We start from the raw sequence: 17,218 nt of genomic DNA on the forward strand, positions 1-17,218 counted from the left end.
GACCACGCCCGAGGGCCGGGCGGGCAGCGCGGCCCGGACCACCGGCCCGCCGGCGGCGCGCGCGAAGGCGTTGTAGACGGAGTTGAGCGACTGCGGCCGCGCGGCGGCGAGGTGGTAGGTCGACCCGGACGGCGCGTCGCGGTGCATCAGGAAGTCCATCGCGTCGACGACGTAGTCGACCGGCACCAGGTTCGTCGCGCCGAGGTCGGGGGCGGCCAGCGGGAGCCGCCGGGGCAGCGCGGCCAGCCGCGAGATCGCGGGCAGGAAGAAGTAGGGCCCGTCGACCTTGTCCATCTCGCCGGTGCGCGAGTCGCCGACGACCGCGGACGGCCGGTAGACGCGGAAGGGCAGGGCCTGTTCGCGGACGAGCTTCTCGGCCTGGAACTTCGTCGCGTGGTACGGCGAGGAGAAGCGCTGCCCGAGGTCGAAGTCGGCCTCGGTGAACCGCCCGGCCTGGTCGCCCGCGACGGCGATCGACGACACGTGGTGCACCAGCCCCGCCCCCGCCGCGGCGGCGAACGCGAGCAGGTGCCGGGTGCCCTCGACGTTGGCGCGCCGGTTGGCCTCTTCGCCGGCGGTGAGGTCGTAGACCGCGCCCAGGTGGACGACGTGGTCGAGGTGCTCGAACCCCGCGGGGTCGACGCCGAGCCGGGGTTCGGCGAGGTCGCCGACCACGGGCCGAAGCTTCTCCGCGCCCGCCCAGCCCTGGCTCAGCGCGGCCAGCCGCTCGCGGGAGGTCTCCCGCACCAGCGCGTACACGGCGGACGTCTCCGGCCGCCGGAGCAACCGCGCGACCAGGCGTTTCCCGATGAAACCCGTCGCACCCGTCACGAAGTAGGTCGTCATGGCCGGTCCCTTCCGTCGGGACCGACTCTAACCTACTGGAAAGTAGGAACGGTAGTTGTCAGGTTTGGGCCGTCTCGTCCGCCGTCGCGACGACGGCGTCCCGCAGCGCGGCCCGCAGCCGTCCGACGTCGAGCGGTCCGAGCACCGCCGCCTCGCCGGGCGGAGCGACCAGCACCACCTTGTCGTTGCTGACGAACACCGTCACGTCCCTGCGCCTGCCGGCCAGATCGCGACAGCCGATCGACCATTCGCCCCGACTCATGGTCGCCGCCCTCCGATTCCTTCGTCGAACGTGCTTCGTGCGAGGGTGGGAGGGGGCCGTGGCGGTGCTATGACGCCGGTTCACCCGATCTGCCTACTCGCGGGTTTTGTCTTGCGCTTCGCGGATTTCCGGCGTATCCCCCGGTCGTGGCGCGGGCGGTTCCGGAGTACCGTCCGCACCGTCTCGTCGTCGTGGGAGGTCGCTGATGTCGGAGCCGCGGAAGATCGTCATCGTCGGTGCGGGACTGGGCGGGGCGTCCGCCGCGGCCGCGTTGCGGGAGCGGGGTTACACCGGCGAAGTCCTGCTGATGGGCTCGGATCCGCACCGCCCGTACGAGCTGCCGCCGCTGTCGAAGGGCATCCTGCTGGGCAACACCGACGAGCCCGACTGGGTGCACGAAGAGAAGTTCTACGCGGAAAAGGACGTCCGCTTCACGCCCGGCGTCACGGCGACCCGCGTCGAGCTGGGCGCCCGCCTGGTCCTCGACGACGCGGGCGGCGAGCACCGCTACGACCGCCTGGTACTGGCGACCGGCTCGCGGCCGCGCTCGCTCCCGGTCCCGGGCGGCGACCTGCCCGGGCTGTACACCCTGCGCACCCTGGACGATTCGCTGAAGCTGCGCTCGGCGTTCGCGGAGGCGGAGCGGGTGGTGATCGTCGGCGCCGGCTGGATCGGCTCGGAGGCCGCCGCGGCGGCCCGCACGCACAACGCGGACGTGACGGTGGTCGACCCGGTCCCGGTGCCCTTGGCCAACGTCATCGGCGAGACGATCGGCGGCGTCTTCCGCGACCTGCACGTCGCGAACGGCGTCAACTACCGCCTGGGCGAACAGGTGGCGGAGATCACGGGCGGCCCCGACGGCGTCCGCGGCGTCCGCCTCGGCAACGGCGAAGAGCTGCCGGCGGACGTGGTCCTGATCGCGGTCGGCGCGGCACCCCGGGTGGAGCTGGCCCACGCGGCGGGCCTGGAACTGTCCGACGACGGCGGCGTGTGCGTCGACGCGGGCCTGCGCACAGCGGCCCCAGACGTGTACGCGGTGGGCGACATCGCGGCCCACTTCCACCCGCGCCACGGCCGCCGGATCCGCGTGGAGCACTGGGCGAACGCCAAGGACCAGGGCGCGCACGTCGCGCAGAACCTGCTGGGGGAGAACGAACCTTTCCTGGCGTCGCCGTACTTCTTCACGGACCAGTACGACTTGGGGTGCGAGTACCGCGGTCTGGCGGACCCGGTTTCGGACGAACTGGTGGTGCGCGGCGACTTGGCGTCCCGGGAGTTCACGGCGTTCTGGCTCCGCGACGGCGAAGTGGCGGCGGCGATGAACGTGAACATGTGGGACGACGGCGACGCGCTGGGCGCGTTGGTGGACGGCCGGGCCAAGGTGACGGCGGAGCAGCTCAAGACCGCGGATCTCGCTTCGCTGACCTGAGCACTCTGCCAAGATCGGGGCATGACCGAAGAAGGGCGCCTCCCGACCGGCGCGGAAATCCGGGCCTGGGCGTACAGCGGCGACGACGAGCCGGAGCAGGACTGGGACATCCTCATCGCCTGGCCCGAGAACCTGCCCGTCCTGCTCGAGGTCATCCCCGATCAGGCCTGTCCGCTGCGCGCCCGCGAAACCCTGCTGTCCAGCCTCTACTGCATGGTCGGCCACGCCCAGGCCAAGGAAGACTTCCGCGAGACGGCCGAGGTCGCCGCGCAGTCCGGTGACGCCTGGCTTGAAACCTGGGCCCGCCGGGTCCGCGAGATCCTCGACCACCCCGAGGCGTTCAACCGCGAGGACTGGTGCGGCCTCCCCGGCTACGCGACCAAGCCGACCGGCTGACGCCCCCGCGTCAACGAAACGAACGCCACCAAGGCCAAGGCCGCGAACCCCGCCATCGTCGCGGCCATCGGCACCGCCGTTCCCGGCCCGCCCAAGCCCACCAACGGCGTCGCCGCGGCTCCCACCACGAACTGCAGCACCCCCAGCAACGCCGACGCCGACCCGGCCGACCGGGCGTGGGAAGCCAGCGCGAGCGAACTCGCGTTCGGCATCACCAGCCCGATGCTCGACACCAGCAGGAACAACGACACCAGCAGCAACGCCAGCGGAGCCCGGAACACCGCCGACGCCAGCACAAAAGCGCCGCCGAGCACGCCCAGCGTGAGGCCCCACGCCAGCAGCACCCGCTCGGAAACCCGCCCGACGAGGCGGCCGTTGAGCTGGCCGGCCAGCACGATCCCCACGCCGTTCACGCCGAACACCACGCTGTACGCCTGCGGGCTCAGCCCGTACACGCCCTGCAGCGCGAACGACGAGCCCGAGATGTAAGCGAACATCGACGCGAACAGCAGCCCCGACGCCAGCGCGTACCCCGCGAACGACCGGTCGGCCACCAGCCACCCGTACGTCCGCATCACCTGGCCGAGCCGGGCCGGGACGCGGACCGGGGACGGCTCCGGCAGGAAGAACACCACCACCGCCAGCAGCAGCGCGCCGAACGCCGTCAGCACGACGAACACCCCGCGCCACGACGTCCAGTTCAGCAGCTGGCCGCCGAGCAGCGGGGCCAGGATCGGGGCCAGGCCGCTGACCAGCATCAGCGTCGAGAAGAACTTCGTCATCGCGGTGCCGGAGTACAGGTCGCGGACCGTGGCGCGCGCGATCACGATGCCCGCGGCCGCGCCCAGCGACTGGACGAACCGGGCGCCGACCAGCAGCCACGCGTCCGGGCTCACCGCGCACAGGATCGAGCCCACGACGTAGAGCACCAGTCCGGCGAGCAGCGGGCGGCGGCGGCCGAGCGCGTCCGACAGCGGGCCGAGCACCAGCTGGCCCAGCGCCAGCCCGACGATGAACGCGCTCAGCGTCAGCTGGACCGTGCTGTCCGCCGCGCGCAGGTCCTCGGCCATCCGGGGGAGCGCGGGCAGGTACATGTCGATCGACAGCGGCCCGAACGCCGAGAGGCCACCCAGGATGAGGACGAACTTCAGCCGCTGCGCGCGTCCGCTGGTCGCGGTACGTTCCGCCGTGGTGGTCATCGGCCCTCCTCCGGGTCCTGACTCCGACCAGCGACCCCGGCGGCGGGGCTATTCCGGCTGTGATCGGTGACACCCTGTGCTCAAAAGAGCGTGAACCGATACCGATCCGACCAATTTCCGGCCGATCCGCCGCTGGGTCTGGATCCAGGCTCGTGACTGCGATATACATCGGATGTCTGGTCGGTGTGGGTGAAGGGAATATCCGTGCAGCTAGTGCGCCTCGGAGAGCCGGGAAGTGAGCGTCCGTTCGTGCGGGCCGGCGACGGCACCACCTACGACCTGAGCGGGCTGACCGCCGACGTCGACGGCGGCTTCCTCGCCGCGGACGGCATCGCGCGCGCGGCCGCCGCGCTCGCCGCCGGGGAGCTGCCGGAAGCCGACGTCGAGGACCTTCGGGTCGGCTCGCCGATCGCCCAGCCCGGCAAGGTCGTCTGCATCGGCATGAACTACCGCCGCCACGCCGAGGAAACCGGCGCGACGCCGCCGACCGAGCCCGTTGTCTTCATGAAGGCGCCGGACGTCGTGGTCGGCCCCGCCGACGACGTCCTCATCCCGCGCGGCTCCGCGAGCACCGACTGGGAGGTCGAGCTCGGCGTCGTCATCGGCAAGACCGCCCGCTACCTCGACAGCGTCGAGGAAGCCCTGGACTACGTCGCCGGTTACGTCGTCTCGAACGACGTCTCCGAGCGCGCGCTGCAGTTCCGCACCGCCCAGTGGGACAAGGGCAAGTCGTGCGAGAACTTCAACCCGCTCGGCCCGGCCCTGGTCCCGGCGAGCGAGGTGCCGGACCCGCAGGACCTCGGCCTGCGGCTGTGGATCAACGGCGAGAAGAAGCAGGACTCGTCCACCAAGGACATGATCTTCAGCGTCGCCGAGATCGTGCACCACCTGAGCCAGGTGATGGTGCTGCGCCCCGGCGACCTGATCAACACCGGCACCCCCGAAGGCGTCGCGCTCGGGCAGCCCGACCCGAAGCCGTACCTGCGCGACGGCGACGTGATCGAGCTGGAGATCGACGGCCTCGGCCGCCAGCGCCAGACCGCGAGGCAGGCCTGACCATGGCGAAGATCATCGGCATGGAGGTCCTCGACGTCCGGTTCCCGACGTCGAAGGAGCTCGACGGCTCGGACGCGATGAACCCCGACCCGGACTACTCCGCCGCCTACGTCGTGCTGCACGCCGACGGCGGCCCGGACGGCTACGGCCTCGCGTTCACCATCGGCCGCGGCAACGACGTCCAGGCCGCCGCGATCCGCGCGCTCGCCCCGCACGTCGTCGGGCGGGACGTCCCGGAGGACGCGGCCGCGCTCGGCGACCTGTCCCGCACGCTCGTCGGCGACTCGCAGTTCCGCTGGCTGGGCCCGGAAAAGGGCGTCGCGCACATGGCCGTCGGCGCGATCGTCAACGCCGCGTGGGACCTCGCCGCCCGCCGCGCGAACCTCCCGGTCTGGCAGTTCGCGGCGCGGATGACCCCGGAGGATCTCGTCTCCCTGGTCGACTTCCGGTACCTGTCCGACGCGCTCACCGAGGCCGAAGCCCTGGAGATCCTGCGGCGCGCGGAACCCGGCCGGGCCGAGCGCGTCAAGCAGCTCGAAGCGCACGGCTACCGCGCCTACAGCACGTCCCCCGGCTGGCTCGGGTACGCCGACGCGAAGCTCGTGCGGCTCGCCGAACAGGCCGTCGCGGACGGCTTCGAGATGATCAAGCTCAAGGTCGGCGGCAACCTCGAGGACGACGTCCGGCGCATGAAGCTCGCGCGCGAGACGGTCGGCGACGGCATCCGGATCGCCGTCGACGCCAACCAGCGCTGGGACGTCTCCGCCGCGGTCACCTGGATGACCGCGCTGGCGCCGTACGACCCGTACTGGATCGAGGAGCCGACGTCCCCCGACGACGTCCTCGGCCACGCGGCCATCGCGAAAGCGCTTGCGCCGATCAAGATCGCCACCGGCGAGCACGTCCAGAACCGCGTCGTCTTCAAGCAGCTGCTGCAGGCCGACGCGATTTCGGTGCTGCAGCTGGACGCCGCCCGCGTCGGCGGGTTCAACGAGAACCTCGCGATCCTGCTGCTGGCCGCGAAGTTCGGTGTCCCGGTGTGCCCGCACGCCGGCGGCGTCGGGCTGTGCGAGCTGGTCCGGCACCTGTCGATGTTCGACTTCGTGGCGGTGTCGGGCACCGACGCGGACCGCTCCATCGAGTGGGTCGACCACCTGCACGAGCACTTCACCGACCCGGCCGTCGTCGAGCGCGGCCGGTACCTCGCCCCGACCGTACCCGGGTTCTCCGCGCGCATGCACGACGCCACGCTGCGCCGGTTCCGCTTCCCGGACGGTCCCGAGTGGACGGAGACCGCAAGTGAGTGAATTCGAGGGCCTGGTGGCCGCCGTCACCGGAGGCGCCTCGGGCATCGGCAAGGCGGTGGCGACCCTGCTGGCCGAGCGCGGCGCGCGGGTGGCGGTGCTGGACCTGAAGCCGGACGACGACGGCTTCCGCTGCGACGTCTCCTCGGACGACGAAGTGCGCAGCGCGATCGACGCCGTCGTGGAACGCTTCGGGCGCCTCGACATCCTGGTCAACAACGCGGGTATCGGCGCGCAGGGCGACGTCACGGCCAACGACGACGACGAATGGCACCGCGTGTTCGACGTCAACGTCGTCGGCATGGTCCGGCTCGCCCGCGCCGCGCTGCCGCACCTCAAGAACTCGCCGTCCGCGGCGATCGTCAACACCTGCTCCATCGCGGCCTGGGCCGGCCTGCCCAACCGCGCGCTGTACTCGGCCAGCAAGGGCGCGGTGCTCTCGCTGACCCTGGCCATGGCGACCGACCACCTGCCCGACCGCGTCCGCGTCAACTGCGTGTGCCCGGGCACGGCGGACACCCCGTGGGTCGGCAGGCTGCTCGACGCCGCCGCCGACCCGGCGGCCGAACGCGCGGCCCTCGCGGCGCGCCAGCCGATGGGCCGGCTGGTCACCGCCGAGGAGGTCGCGAACGCCGTCGTCTACCTCGCGAGTCCCCTTTCCGCTTCGACCACCGGCACGGCGCTGGCGGTCGACGGCGGCATGTACGGCCTGCGTCCTCGCGGCCCAGTGCCACCCCAGTAAAGACTTTCCGCCGTCATCAAGGAGGATGCTGTGCGCACGAAGGTGATCAAGGTGGCCGCGGTCGCCGCCTGCGGCCTGGTACTGGCCGCCTGTGGGTCCACGAAGGACAACGCGGCGGCGCCCGCGGCGGGCGGTGGCGCCGGCGGGAAGGTCGGGGCCACGCTGCCCCTGCTGACCTCGCCGTTCTGGCAGGCCTACAACAACTACGTGCCCAAGATGGCCAAGGAAGAGGGCGTCGACGTCCTCCCGACGGTCAACGCCGACAGCGACCCGGCCAAGCTGATCACCGACATCGGCACCTTCCTCAACCAGGGCGTGAAGGGCCTGGTCGTGACGCCGCTGGACTCGGCGGCCATCGTCGCCGGGTTGAAGCAGGCCGAGAACAAGGGTGTGCCGGTGGTCGCGGTCGACGTCGCGCCCGAGAGCGGCAAGGTCGCCATGGTCGTGCGGGCCGACAACAAGGCCTACGGCACCAAGGCGTGCGAAGCGATCGGGGAGAAGGTCAAGTCCGGCAAGGTCGTGCAGATCATGGGCGACCTCGCGTCGGTCAACGGCCGCGACCGCTCGGAAGCCTTCCGCGACTGCATGAAGGCGAAGTACCCGGGCATCCAGGTGCTGGAGATCCCGGCCGAGTGGAAGGCCGACAAGGCCTCCGCCGGGCTGGACAGCATGCTGACCGCGAACCCGGACATCAAGGGCGTCTACATGCAGGCCGGCGGCGTCTACCTGGCCCCGACCGAGCAGGCGCTCAAGCGCAAGAACCTGTTCTTCCCGGTCGGCGACCCGAAGCACATCGTGCTCGTCTCCAACGACGGCATCCCGCAGGAACTGGCCGCGATCCGCGCCGGCGAGCTGGACGCCACCGTGTCCCAGCCGGCCGACGCGTACGCGAAGTACGGCCTGTACTGGCTGAAGAAGGCCATGGCGGGCGAGACGTTCAAGCCGGGCCCGACCGACCACGACAGCACCATCGTCGAGATCAGCCCCGGCATCCTCGAAGACCAGCTGCCCGCGCCGGTCATCACCAAGGACAACGTGGACGACAAGGCCCTCTGGGGGAACAACCTGTGACCGCGCTGCCCGCCGGCGAACCCGCCGTCCCGGTGGTCAGCGCCGTAGGTGTCGGAAAGCGCTACGGCCCGACCGTGGCGCTGCACGACGTCAGCCTCACCGTGCACCCCGGCGAGTCGCACGCGCTCGTCGGGCGCAACGGGGCAGGCAAGTCGACGCTCGTCTCCATCCTCACCGGCCTGTCCGCCACGGACACCGGGCACGTCGAGTTCGGCGGCGAGCCGGCCCCGCCACTGTCCAAACAGGACGACTGGAAGGCGCGCGTCGCCTGCGTGTACCAGCACGCGATGGTTATCCCGCAGCTCACCGTCGCCGAGAACCTGTTCCTCAACCGGCAGGCCGGCGGCGGGTTCTCGATCGGCTGGAAGTCGTTGCGGCGCAAGGCGCGCGAGCTGCTCGACTCGTGGGACGTGCACGTCGACGTCGACACGCCGGCCGGTGAGCTGTCGGTCGAGGACCGGCAGTTCGTCGAGATCGCCCGCGCGCTGTCCTACGGCGCCCGGTTCATCGTCCTCGACGAGCCGACCGCGCAGCTGGACAGCCAGGCCATCGAGCGGCTCTTCGACCGGATGCGCCAGATGCAGGCGGGCGGGGTGACGTTCCTGTTCATCTCGCACCACCTGCACGAGGTGTACGAGGTCTGCCAGGCCGTGACGGTGCTGCGCGACGCGAAGCACGTGCTCACCGCGCCGGTGGCGGAAGTAGGGCGCGCGGAACTGGTCGACGCGATGACCGGCGAACCCGGCGGCCTGTCCGTGCGGGACGCCGCTTCGCGCGAGTCCCTCGAAGCGGACGCCGCGGAGATCCTCACGGTCGACGGCCTGTCCGGGGACGGCTTCCGGGACGTTTCGTTCCGGCTCCGCCGCGGCGAGGTGGTCGGGTTCGCTGGCAGCAACGCCAGCGGCAAGCACCAGGTCGCCGAAACGGTCTACGGCCTGCGGACGCCGTCGGCGGGCACGATCCGCGTCGACGGCTCGCCGCTGCGGCCCGGCGACATCCCGGCGGCGCTGCGCGCGGGGATCGGCTGCGTCCCGCGCGACCGGCACCACGAAGGCCTGGTGCTGGAGCACACGATCGCCGACAACGCCACGCTGTCCATCCTGGACAAGCTGGGCCGCGGCGGGATCGCGTCCCCGGCCACGCGGCACGCGAAGGCGTCCCAGGCGCTGAAGGACTACGACATCGTGGCCGCGGGCGCCGAACAGCCGGTGTCGGACCTCTCCGGCGGCAACCAGCAGAAAGTCGTCCTGGCGCGGGCGTTGCTGAGCGATCCGCGGGTGGTCGTGCTGATCAACCCGACCGCCGGGGTGGACGTGAAGTCGAAGGAGGCGCTGCTCGCGGTCGTCGACCGGGTGCGCGCCGAAGGCAAGGCGGTGCTGATCGTCAGCGACGAGCTGGACGACCTGCGCCTGAGCGACCGGGTCCTGGTGCTGCGCGCCGGGGCCGTGGTCGCCGAGCACCAGGCCGGGTGGTCCGACGGCGACCTCGTGGCCGACATCGAAGGAGTCGAGCTGTCGTGACCGACGTGATGACCTCTCCGCAAACGGAGCTGCCCGCGCCACCACGGCGCCGGAAGGCCCTCTGGCTGCGCGAACTGGCACTGCTGCCCGCGCTCGTCGTGGTGTTCGTCATCGGCGGGCTGGTCGACGAGACCTTCGTCGGCTGGAGCAACATCGTCAGCATCCTGACCGCGTCGGCGGCGCTGTCGCTGGTCGTACTGGGCGAGTCGCTGGTGCTGATCACCGGGAAGTTCGACCTGTCGCTGGAGTCGACGATGGGCCTGGCGCCGGCACTCGGCGCGATGGTCGTGATCCCGGCGGCGTCGGCGGGCTTCGGCGTCGAACTGCCCGCGGCGATCGGCCTGCTGATCATCCCGCTGTGCGGGGCGCTGGTCGGGTTCGTCAACGGCTTCCTGATCGTGAAGCTGAAGCTGAACGCCTTCATCGTCACCCTGGCGATGCTGACCGTGCTGCGCGGCGTGCAGGTCGGGTCGACGCAGGGCAAGACGCTGTTCAACCTGCCCGACTCGTTCACCAACCTCGCCACGACGACGTTCGCCGGCCTGCCGATGTCGGTCTGGCTGGCCGCGGCGCTGTTCGCGATCGCCGGCTGGGTGCTGCGCTACCACCGCGTCGGCCGCGCGCTGTACGCGATCGGCGGCAACCGCGAAGCCGCGCGGGCGGCAGGCGTCCGCGTCGACCGGATCGCGTGGGCGGTGTTCGTCATCGCCGGGATCCTCGCGGCGGTCGGCGGGCTCGCGTACACCGGTTACGTCGGCGCGCTGGGCGCGAACCAGGGCTCCGGGCTGATCCTGCAGGTGTTCGCGGCGGCGGTGATCGGCGGTGTCTCCCTCGACGGCGGCAAGGGCACGCTCGTCGGCGCGCTGACCGGCGTGCTGCTGCTGTCGTCGGTGTCGAGCCTGCTCAACTACGCGCACGTCCGCGCGGAGTGGCAGGGCGCGATCTACGGCGCCATCATCCTGGTCGCGCTGATCATCGCCCGGTACGCGGGCGGAAAGCCCCAGACCTGATGGTCACTCCGTGATCGTCGGATCACTGTCAGGAGGCTTCCGCGGCCGGCCCGTCGTCCGAATCGGGCACGGTCGGGTCGTCCGCGGTGCCCAGCGCGTTGCGCAGCCACTGCTCCACGCCCGCGACGTGCACGGTCGCCCACGAGCGCGCCACTTCCGGCTCGCGCGCCGCGATGGCCTCGTAGATCGCCGAGTGCTGCTCCCGCGTCTTCGCGACCGCGCCCTCCTGGGTGAGGCCGCGCCAGATGCGGGCACGGGCGGTCGGCCCCGACAGGCTGTCGAGCAGCGAGCAGAGCACGGGGTTGCCGGAGCCGTCGGCGATCTTGCGGTGGAACTGGAGGTCGTTGGCGACCAGCGCCTCGACGGTCGGCGAGTCCTCCAGCTCGCCGAGCAGCTGGCCCAGCTCGGTGATGTCGTCGTCGCTCATGTGCAGCGCGGCCAGCGCGGTCGCGGCCGGCTCGAGGATCCGCCGCACGGCGAGGAAGTCGAGCACGGTGTCGTCGCGGTGGAAGTCGACCACGAACGTCATCGCGTCGAGCAGCAGGTTCGGCTCGAGGCTGGTGACGTACGTGCCGTCGCCTTGGCGGACGTCGAGCACCCTGATCAGGCACAACGCCTTGACGGCCTCCCGAAGGGAGCTGCGCGAGAGCCCGAGCCGCTGTGCCAGCTCGGCCTCCTTCGGCAGCCGGTCGCCCGGCGCCAGCTCGCCGGAGATGATCATGTCCTTGATCTTGTCGATCGCGACATCGGTGACGGGCATCGTGTCCGTCCTCCCTGCACCAGACCTCGGATGTTTCGGTGTTCGACACCAGCGTGCCATGTCCCGGCGAAGGAGGGGTGATGACCCACCAGCCCGCACCTCAAAGAGTGGCTCTGCATACCCGGCTCAAGCCCGGCAAGGAGGCCGAGTACGAGTCCGTCCACGCCGTCATCCCGCCCGAGCTGGACACCGCGCTGCGCGAAGCGGGCGTCCGGACCTGGCGGATCTGGCGTAACGGTCTCGACCTCTTCCACGTCGTCGAAGTCGACGACTACGCGGCGATGCGGGCGGCGTTGCGGGACCATCCCGCGAACGTCCCCTGGCAGGCGAGGATGGCCGAGCTGCTGGCCGTCGAAGACGACTACTCCGGCGGTGACACCGGCATCGGGCTGGTCTGGGAACTGCCGGCGAAGGAGTGACGCGGTGAACCTGTCCCCGCTGGGTCTCGGCTGCGCGCAGCTGGGCAACCTCTACCACGCGATCACCGACGAGACGGCGGCCGCGACCGTGCACCGCGCCTGGGACGAGGGCATCCGGTACTTCGACACCGCGCCGCACTACGGCCTCGGCCTCTCGGAGACCCGCCTCGGCGCGGCCCTGCGCGCGTACCCCCGCGACGAGTACGTGCTGTCCACGAAGGTCGGCCGCGTGCTCGAACCCGATCCGGACGGCGCCGGGCGGCAGGACGACCAGGGCTTCGCCGTCCCGGCCGCGTACCGGCGCCGGTGGGACTTCAGCCGCGACGGCGTCCTGCGGTCCTTCGAGGACAGCTTGACGCGGCTCGGGCTCGACCGCGTCGACATCGTCTACGTCCACGACCCCGACGACCACTTCGAGGAAGCCCTGCGCGGGGCCTTCCCGGCGTTGCGCGAGCTGCGGGAGCAGGGCGTGATCGGGGCGTTCGGCGCCGGCATGAACCAGGCGCCGATGCTCGCCGAGTTCGTCCGCCGCACCGACCTCGACGTCCTGCTCGTGGCCGGCCGCTACACGCTGCTGGACCAGCCCGCCCTCGACGAGCTGCTGCCGCTCTGCCTCGACCGCGGGGTCCGCGTGGTCGCCGGCGGCGCGTTCAACGGCGGCATCCTGGCGACGGCCGAGCCCGGCCGCGTCTACGACTACGCCGAGGCGCCGCCCGAGCTGGTCGAGCGCGCCGGGCGGATCGCGGCGATCTGCGCGCGGCACGGCGTCGAGCTGCCCGAAGCGGCGCTGGCGCTGCCGATGGCGCACCCCGCGGTGGCGTCGGTCGTCGTCGGCGCGCACGATCCCGCCCAGGTCAGCGTCAACGCGCGGCGGGCCCGGGCGGTCGTGCCGCCGGAGCTGTGGACCGAACTGGTCGACGCGGGCCTGCTGCGCGCCGACGCCGTCATCGCCGAAGGAGTCTCATGATCGACGCGCACCACCACCTCTGGGACCCGGCGCGCCGCGATTACCCCTGGATGGCGGGGGCGGCGCTCGACCCGATCCGCCGTCCGTACACCGTGGACGACCTGCGCGCGGTGACGAAGGCGGCCGGCGTGCACGCGACCGTCCTGGTCCAGACGGTGTCCTCGGCCGAAGAGACGGCGGAGTTCCTGGCGATCGCCGCCGAAGAGCCGGTGATCGCGGGGGTCGTCGGCTGGGTGGACCTCGAAGCCCCGGATGTGGCGGACCGGCTGGCGGTGCCGGGCCCCTTGGTGGGAGTCCGGCACCAGGTGGAGACCGAGCCCGACGAGGAGTGGCTGCTGCGCCCCGCCGTGCTGGCCGGGCTGGACGCGGTGGCGTCGGCGGGCCTGGCGTACGACCTGCTGGTGCGCGTCGACCAGCTGCCCGCGGCCACCGCGCTGGCGGGACGGCTGCCGCAGCTGCGGCTGGTGCTGGACCACGCGGCCAAGCCGCCGATCGCGGCGGGGGAGTGGGAGCCGTGGGCGTCCGGGGTGGCCGAGCTGGCGGCGCGCGAGAACGTCGTGTGCAAGCTTTCGGGCCTGGTCACGGAGGCGGACTGGACCGGCTGGGAGGTCGGGCACCTGCGCCGGTACGTGGACCACGTGCTGGACGTCTTCGGGCCGTCCCGCCTGCTGTTCGGCTCGGACTGGCCGGTGTGCGAGCTGGCGGCGTCCTACGAGCTGGTCGTGGACGCGGCGGTCGCGCTGACGGGCGGGCTGACGGACGCGGAGCGCCTGGCCGTGTTCGAGCACAACGCCCGGGCGGTCTACGGCTTGGACGCGGGCGGGGAGCCCCCTTCCAGGGGGTAAAAGAGGGTTCCCCGCCCGCCGCTGGGAAGCTCAGAACTCGTCGTCGCTGATCATGCCGCGCAACCGGGTCAGCGCCCGGTGCTGCGTCACGCGCACGTTGCCCGGGGAGATGCCGAGCGCTTCGGCGGTCTCCTGCGCGGAGAAGCCGACGGCGATGCGCAGGGTCAGGATCTCCTGCTGCACCCGCGGCAGCGAGGCGAGCAGCCGGCCGAGGCGCGCGCCGAGGTCGAGGTGCAGCGCGTGGGATTCCGGCTCGTTGCCGGCGACCAGCGGGCGCTCCGGGAGCTCGGGGACGGGCTCGGAGCGGTCGCGGGCGACGGCGCGGTAGGCGTCGGCGACCTTGTTGGCCGCGATCGCGTGCACGAGGTAGAGGAACGAGCCGCCGCGGTCCTGGTAGTCGGGGAGGGCCTTCAGCACGGCGAGGCAGACTTCCTGGGCGACGTCGTCGGCCGACAGGTAGGAGAGGTCGCGCCCGCCCATGCGCGCGCGGCAGTAGCGGACCACCACCGGCTCGATCATCTGGAGCAGGGAGTGGATGGCCGCGGGGTTCCCCTCACCCGCGTCCTTCACCAGGGGGTCGAGGTCCTCCTTGGTGAGCCGTCCGCTGGGCCGGGGCAATGACTCCGGAGTGCGATAATCGCGAACGGCGCTGGCGGGTTCCTCGGTGGTACTCGGCGGTGCTGTCATGGTCGTCTCCCCGGCCGACCCTCGACCGCCGCTGCCGGGGGGCTCCACTCTCCGTGACTTTCCGGTTGCAGATACTCCGGGAGACCCGGGCTGATCTGCGCTCCGTGCGACGCTGGGTAATCGTAAGCACCTCCGAGGCGGTCAGTCCAGATTTCAACGACCAATACCCCGTTCGCAGCATCGACCGTGATGTTCCCGCGACCAGCCCCCGCACATTGCGATTAATCGGTTTCAGGATGTGCCGAGTTCACTCGTCAGTGGAAGACGAACACGGAAGCGGCAGTCGCGGTCACGGCGAGCGACGCGATCGCGGGCAGTACGCGCCGCGCGGGCCCCGGTTCGGGCGTGCGCAAGGCCCGTTCGCGCAGCATTCCAAACGCCGCTAGCAGGGCAGACGTGCCCGCGGACAGCACGACGGGCACCAAGGTGACACCCCAATGGCGCTGGGCGGCCGAGTGCAGGAGCAGTACCGTGCAGGCGGCGGCCGCCAGTGCCGTCCGCCGCCAGGCGAGGCCGGTTCGCTCGGCTTGCGCCCCGCTCGCCGGGTTCACGACCGGCTCCGCGGGCTCATGACGGTAATTCTGACCTGGTGATAATCGCGAGGACGCGGTATTCGCGGCGTCACGAGACGGCCAGGAGCACCGCGGCGGCGACGATGAGGACCAGCAGCCCGCCGGTCAGCACCAGGATCATCAGGCTCCGCGGCAGTGGCTCTCCGGCACGCATCGCGACCTGGACCCGCCGCCAACGGGGGTACGCGGTCGCGGCGAGAACGGCGGCCAGCACGACGCACAATCCGGCGAGCACCCCACTGGCGGCGGCCGGCGACGGCACCAGCTGGTGCACCGCGACCCCGCCGGCGAGCAACCCGAGTGCGGTGCGGAGCCACGCGAGGAAGGTGCGTTCGTTCGCCAGCGTGAACCGGTAGTCCGGCTCGGTGCCGCCGGCGTGGGGCTTGATGTCGTCCGAGGCCACGCCTGCAGACGCTAGCCGCTGTGCGCGGGAGCGGCTGCCCGGTGTGCGGGCGCCCACTCGTGTCGGCAGCGCGACCTGCCCGGCTTCAGCCGCTGTGCGCGGCGGTGGCAGCCGGGTGTGCGGGCGCCCACGTGTCGGCGGAGTCCCGCGTGCGGACGCCGGATCTGATGGCGGGCGGTGCTGGGCAGCTGCGGCCGGGCCCCGTGGCGTCAGGCGCTGTGCGCCGCCGTAGCCGTCCGGTGTGCGAACACCCACCACCGAAGCACCGCGAAGCGCACGAACCCGCCGACGAAGCTCGCCAGCAGCAGCGTGCCGGTCTCCTCCCACGACGTCGGCCGGTCCACCAGCGCGTCCAGCAGCGCGAGCACCGCGGAGCCGTACCCGGCGTAGAACGCGAACGTCAGCAAGTCCTGCAGGTGCCGCTTCCCGGCATTGCTGGGCCGCCCGGCGAAGGTGACGCGGCGGTGGAACTCGGTGTTGCCGACCGTCGTGAGCGCGATCGCGACCAGGTTCGCGACCTGGGAGCCGAGTTCGTCGCGGAGCAGGAGGAAGAGGAGGGCCTGGACACCGGTCGTCACGACGCCGGCGACGACGTACCACGCGGCGTGCGTGCCGAGCTCGTGGTGGCGGTCCGGGTCGGTGGCGAGCAGCCGGCGCTCCGGTGCGCACCTGGTGGTGGCCATGATCCCAACCTACCTTGCGTTCACAAACTTGTGAATGTGTTAAAGCGGTTGAAGAAATGTGATCCCCGTGACACCGCCGGGGTTTCGGGCCCCCGACGTCCGGGGTAGGTCACGGGTGACGACGAGTTCCCGAGCGCGAGGAGACGACAGGTGAGTGACCGTGACTCGGCCGAACCGGACAGCTTGAGCCCGAGCGAAGCACTGGACGAGGACGAGCTGCGCGTGGATCCGCTCGAAGAGGGCGTCGAGCCACCGGAGCACTGGAGCGCCGCGAACCGCCACGGCACCACGCCGGGCGAGATCCGCGAGGGCGAGCCGATGAAGCAGCGCCTGGCCGAGGAGGAGCCGGACACGGAGCCGGAGCAGGTCCCGGAGCGTCCCCTCGCGGCGACGCCGGCCGCGGAGCTCGACGAGACGATCGAGGACGCCCCGCCGGACTTCGAGCCGGTGAGCCCGGGAGACGAGGTGCCGCACCGGCACGCGGACCCGGATCCCGGCGAGCGGGCGGACTACGCGGGCGGCTCGGTGGCGGACGCCATCCGCGAGGCCCGGCAGGGCTGATCCGCTCAGACTGCGCGTCCGTTCGGCCGCCTCTAGCGTGGGGCACCAGTGCATCGGACCGCGACGAAGGGAAGGCCGAAAATGCTGACCGTGACCGAAGCCGCCGCCGAGGCGATCACCGCACTGACCAGCCAGGGGGAGGGCGACGCCGGACTCCGCTTGGCGGTACAGAACGCCGACGGCGAAAGCGCCCAGCTGGCCCTGTCGGTGGCGCCGGAACCCGCGGAGGGCGACAGCGTGCTGGGCGCCGACGAGGGCCCGAAGGTGTTCCTGGAACCCCAGGCGGCGGCGCTGCTCGACGACAAGGTGCTGGACGTCCAGGAGGACGAAGCGGGCGGAGTCGCTTTCGCGGTGCTGCCCCAGCACACGAGCTGACCCCGGCGGACGGGCCTTTCGCAGTGCCGCGAGAGGTCCGTTCGCCCGGTTGCCGAATGACGTGAATGACTCATTCATGTCGTCCGGCGACAGGAATGAGTCATTCACGTC

Annotated in this window: 21 protein-coding genes; 13 read left to right on the forward strand and 8 right to left on the reverse strand. The window is 71.6% G+C overall.

Annotated features, from left to right (window positions below):
• Together G3I65_RS27875 and G3I65_RS27880 are read right to left on the reverse strand one after the other, a co-directional pair.
• Positions 1-846: SDR family oxidoreductase (locus G3I65_RS27875; protein ID WP_160698742.1), on the reverse strand; the 846-nt coding region annotated here is incomplete at its 3' end.
• A 58-nt stretch (positions 847-904) separates the two neighbouring features.
• The gene (locus G3I65_RS27880) at positions 905-1,108 is read right to left on the reverse strand and encodes a hypothetical protein (protein ID WP_086859537.1); all 204 of its coding nucleotides are present in this window, start codon (positions 1,106-1,108) and stop codon (positions 905-907) included.
• Between the two features lie 205 nt (positions 1,109-1,313).
• Between G3I65_RS27880 and G3I65_RS27885 the strand changes: the two genes are divergently transcribed.
• Together G3I65_RS27885 and G3I65_RS27890 are read left to right on the forward strand one after the other, a co-directional pair.
• Positions 1,314-2,537 (forward strand): NAD(P)/FAD-dependent oxidoreductase, encoded by a 1,224-nt coding sequence (locus tag G3I65_RS27885; protein WP_160698743.1) that lies wholly within the window; start codon positions 1,314-1,316, stop codon positions 2,535-2,537.
• 21 nt (positions 2,538-2,558) lie between these two features.
• Positions 2,559-2,933: a hypothetical protein gene (locus G3I65_RS27890; RefSeq protein ID WP_160698744.1), complete on the forward strand. Its 375-nt coding sequence runs from the start codon at positions 2,559-2,561 to the stop codon at positions 2,931-2,933.
• Here the strand turns inward: G3I65_RS27890 and G3I65_RS27895 are convergent.
• Positions 2,909-4,132 (reverse strand): multidrug effflux MFS transporter, encoded by a 1,224-nt coding sequence (locus G3I65_RS27895; protein ID WP_160698745.1) that lies wholly within the window; start codon positions 4,130-4,132, stop codon positions 2,909-2,911. The genes G3I65_RS27890 and G3I65_RS27895 overlap by 25 nt on opposite strands.
• A gap of 204 nt (positions 4,133-4,336) precedes the next feature.
• Between G3I65_RS27895 and G3I65_RS27900 the strand changes: the two genes are divergently transcribed.
• The 6 genes from G3I65_RS27900 to G3I65_RS27925 are packed head-to-tail and all read left to right on the forward strand — an operon-like array spanning position 4,337 to position 10,835.
• Complete coding sequence (locus G3I65_RS27900) at positions 4,337-5,188, forward strand: fumarylacetoacetate hydrolase family protein (RefSeq protein ID WP_160698746.1); 852 nt, start codon at positions 4,337-4,339, stop codon at positions 5,186-5,188.
• A 2-nt stretch (positions 5,189-5,190) separates the two neighbouring features.
• Positions 5,191-6,495 (forward strand): enolase C-terminal domain-like protein, encoded by a 1,305-nt coding sequence (locus G3I65_RS27905; protein ID WP_160698747.1) that lies wholly within the window; start codon positions 5,191-5,193, stop codon positions 6,493-6,495.
• Positions 6,488-7,234: an SDR family NAD(P)-dependent oxidoreductase gene (locus G3I65_RS27910; RefSeq protein ID WP_160698748.1), complete on the forward strand. Its 747-nt coding sequence runs from the start codon at positions 6,488-6,490 to the stop codon at positions 7,232-7,234. Before G3I65_RS27905 ends, G3I65_RS27910 begins: the two co-directional genes overlap by 8 nt.
• Positions 7,235-7,264: 30 nt before the next feature.
• A complete protein-coding gene (locus G3I65_RS27915) occupies positions 7,265-8,305 on the forward strand; it encodes a sugar ABC transporter substrate-binding protein (RefSeq protein ID WP_163046765.1) in 1,041 nt (346 codons plus the stop codon).
• Complete coding sequence (locus G3I65_RS27920) at positions 8,302-9,825, forward strand: sugar ABC transporter ATP-binding protein (protein ID WP_160698749.1); 1,524 nt, start codon at positions 8,302-8,304, stop codon at positions 9,823-9,825. The genes G3I65_RS27915 and G3I65_RS27920 overlap by 4 nt, the downstream gene beginning before the upstream one ends.
• Complete coding sequence (locus G3I65_RS27925; protein WP_160698750.1) at positions 9,822-10,835, forward strand: ABC transporter permease; 1,014 nt, start codon at positions 9,822-9,824, stop codon at positions 10,833-10,835. The genes G3I65_RS27920 and G3I65_RS27925 overlap by 4 nt, the downstream gene beginning before the upstream one ends.
• Before the next feature lie 28 nt (positions 10,836-10,863).
• Here G3I65_RS27925 and G3I65_RS27930 read toward each other — a convergent pair whose 3' ends face one another.
• The gene (locus G3I65_RS27930) at positions 10,864-11,595 is read right to left on the reverse strand and encodes a FadR/GntR family transcriptional regulator (RefSeq protein ID WP_160698751.1); all 732 of its coding nucleotides are present in this window, start codon (positions 11,593-11,595) and stop codon (positions 10,864-10,866) included.
• An 80-nt stretch (positions 11,596-11,675) separates the two neighbouring features.
• Between G3I65_RS27930 and G3I65_RS27935 the strand changes: the two genes are divergently transcribed.
• The 3 genes from G3I65_RS27935 to G3I65_RS27945 are packed head-to-tail and all read left to right on the forward strand — an operon-like array spanning position 11,676 to position 13,826.
• Positions 11,676-12,014, forward strand: coding sequence for an L-rhamnose mutarotase (locus G3I65_RS27935; protein WP_160698752.1), 339 nt, complete (start codon positions 11,676-11,678; stop codon positions 12,012-12,014).
• Positions 12,015-12,018: 4 nt separating this feature from the next.
• Positions 12,019-12,981 (forward strand): aldo/keto reductase, encoded by a 963-nt coding sequence (locus tag G3I65_RS27940; protein ID WP_160698753.1) that lies wholly within the window; start codon positions 12,019-12,021, stop codon positions 12,979-12,981.
• Positions 12,978-13,826 (forward strand): amidohydrolase, encoded by an 849-nt coding sequence (locus G3I65_RS27945; protein WP_160698754.1) that lies wholly within the window; start codon positions 12,978-12,980, stop codon positions 13,824-13,826. The genes G3I65_RS27940 and G3I65_RS27945 overlap by 4 nt, the downstream gene beginning before the upstream one ends.
• A 30-nt stretch (positions 13,827-13,856) precedes the next feature.
• Here the strand turns inward: G3I65_RS27945 and shbA are convergent, their stop codons facing one another.
• From shbA to G3I65_RS27965, 4 genes are all read right to left on the reverse strand, one after another.
• On the reverse strand, positions 13,857-14,444 hold the full coding sequence (shbA, locus tag G3I65_RS27950; RefSeq protein WP_125306479.1) for an RNA polymerase sigma factor ShbA: 588 nt from the start codon (positions 14,442-14,444) through the stop codon (positions 13,857-13,859).
• A gap of 323 nt (positions 14,445-14,767) precedes the next feature.
• On the reverse strand, positions 14,768-15,064 hold the full coding sequence (locus G3I65_RS27955; protein ID WP_160698755.1) for a DUF202 domain-containing protein: 297 nt from the start codon (positions 15,062-15,064) through the stop codon (positions 14,768-14,770).
• Between the two features lie 70 nt (positions 15,065-15,134).
• Positions 15,135-15,488, reverse strand: a complete 354-nt coding sequence (locus G3I65_RS27960) for a DUF202 domain-containing protein (protein ID WP_160698756.1) — start codon at positions 15,486-15,488, stop codon at positions 15,135-15,137.
• A 209-nt stretch (positions 15,489-15,697) separates the two neighbouring features.
• Positions 15,698-16,171: a GtrA family protein gene (locus G3I65_RS27965; RefSeq protein WP_160698757.1), complete on the reverse strand. Its 474-nt coding sequence runs from the start codon at positions 16,169-16,171 to the stop codon at positions 15,698-15,700.
• A gap of 150 nt (positions 16,172-16,321) precedes the next feature.
• Here G3I65_RS27965 and G3I65_RS27970 point away from each other — a divergent pair, with 150 nt between their 5' ends.
• Both G3I65_RS27970 and G3I65_RS27975 read left to right on the forward strand, forming a co-directional pair.
• The gene (locus G3I65_RS27970; RefSeq protein ID WP_160698758.1) at positions 16,322-16,732 is read left to right on the forward strand and encodes a hypothetical protein; all 411 of its coding nucleotides are present in this window, start codon (positions 16,322-16,324) and stop codon (positions 16,730-16,732) included.
• An 81-nt stretch (positions 16,733-16,813) separates the two neighbouring features.
• Complete coding sequence (locus G3I65_RS27975; RefSeq protein WP_086859505.1) at positions 16,814-17,107, forward strand: iron-sulfur cluster biosynthesis family protein; 294 nt, start codon at positions 16,814-16,816, stop codon at positions 17,105-17,107.
• Positions 17,108-17,218 lie beyond the last annotated feature (111 nt).

Origin of the sequence: Amycolatopsis sp. SID8362 (genome assembly GCF_010550475.1) — a bacterium.
GTDB classification, from domain to species: Bacteria; Actinomycetota; Actinomycetes; order Mycobacteriales; family Pseudonocardiaceae; genus Amycolatopsis; species Amycolatopsis eburnea.